Genomic DNA, 971 nt, shown 5'->3' on the forward strand with positions numbered 1-971 from the left:
GACGGACTGTCCTCGACATAGATCGGACGCCAGCCCGCGTTGCGCCACTGCTCCTGTAAATCCAGCACGACCTTGAGCGTGTCGTCGAGCAGAAGCGGCTCGATTTGGGGGGACATGCGGACATTGCCGACGACCCCATCAGTTTCAAAACTTATTGTGAAGAAGCGCGCCTGTGGTGTAACGAAGCCGTATTGGCTATCCACAAAGCGAAGACGCGCATCTGATTCCGTCTGTCGCCCCCAATTGATTCCAGCAATAGCCGGGTCGATGTTAGCGCTGGAGCGCTGGCGCATGTCTTCCCAAGGCTCACCAATTTTCAGCGCGATTTCCACATCCCTTGATTGATACCAGAGCTGAATCGCGCCTAATACAAGGAACGCAGCGAGCGTTAGCGCCGCACCCCGTCGTCTTGATTGCAGCCGAGCGAGACTCATCGCGCGCCCATACCGGCTGCGATGTCCTGAATCGCCTGCTCTATCAGTGAACGCTGAGTGCCACTCAATAGCTTATCAAACTGCCCCGCCGCTCTGAGCACAAAAGCCATGCGCTGTTTGATATCGGACAAGTCGGCAAGGGGATTGCTGGTGAAATCAACGGTGCGGCCATCGTCTAGCCGTTTGCATTGGCTGGCCAACGTGAGCTCGATCGGCTCTGCAACATCGCGCGGCAAGCCGGTGACATATGACAAGTGGTTGCCACGAAGCAGGCTCACCAACTGCGAGTCACTGTATATCGCCGGTTGCAGGATGTTTTGTTGCTCATGCCATGCGAGGTGACGCACGCTCTCAGCAATTTGACCTGCCTCAATTGCTTCAAAACCCTGAAGGATCTCGTCGTAGTCAAAACCAAATCTCAGCTTTTTCTGACCCACGGGCCAAAGCACCGGAAACTTTTCGTGCCCATAGATGTTCTGGCGTAAACGCAGGCACTGTTTGAATTCTTTCCAGCCGCGTTTTGCGTAGAAAGCGTGT

The 971-nt window shown here is 55.0% G+C and carries 2 protein-coding genes; both read right to left on the minus strand.

All coding sequences use genetic code 11. From position 1 onward, the window contains the following. The coding region (locus ACP7E4_RS30440) for a hypothetical protein (RefSeq protein ID WP_426119982.1) at window positions 1-434 on the minus strand (434 nt) is incomplete at its 3' end. Continuing rightward, window positions 431-971 (minus strand): DUF2515 family protein (locus ACP7E4_RS30445; protein WP_426119984.1); only part of this gene is annotated, 541 nt, incomplete at its 5' end. The genes ACP7E4_RS30445 and ACP7E4_RS30440, both read right to left, overlap by 4 nt.

The sequence above is a fragment of the Pseudomonas sp. DSP3-2-3 genome, assembly GCF_049898225.1.
Lineage (GTDB): Bacteria > Pseudomonadota > Gammaproteobacteria > Pseudomonadales > Pseudomonadaceae > Aquipseudomonas.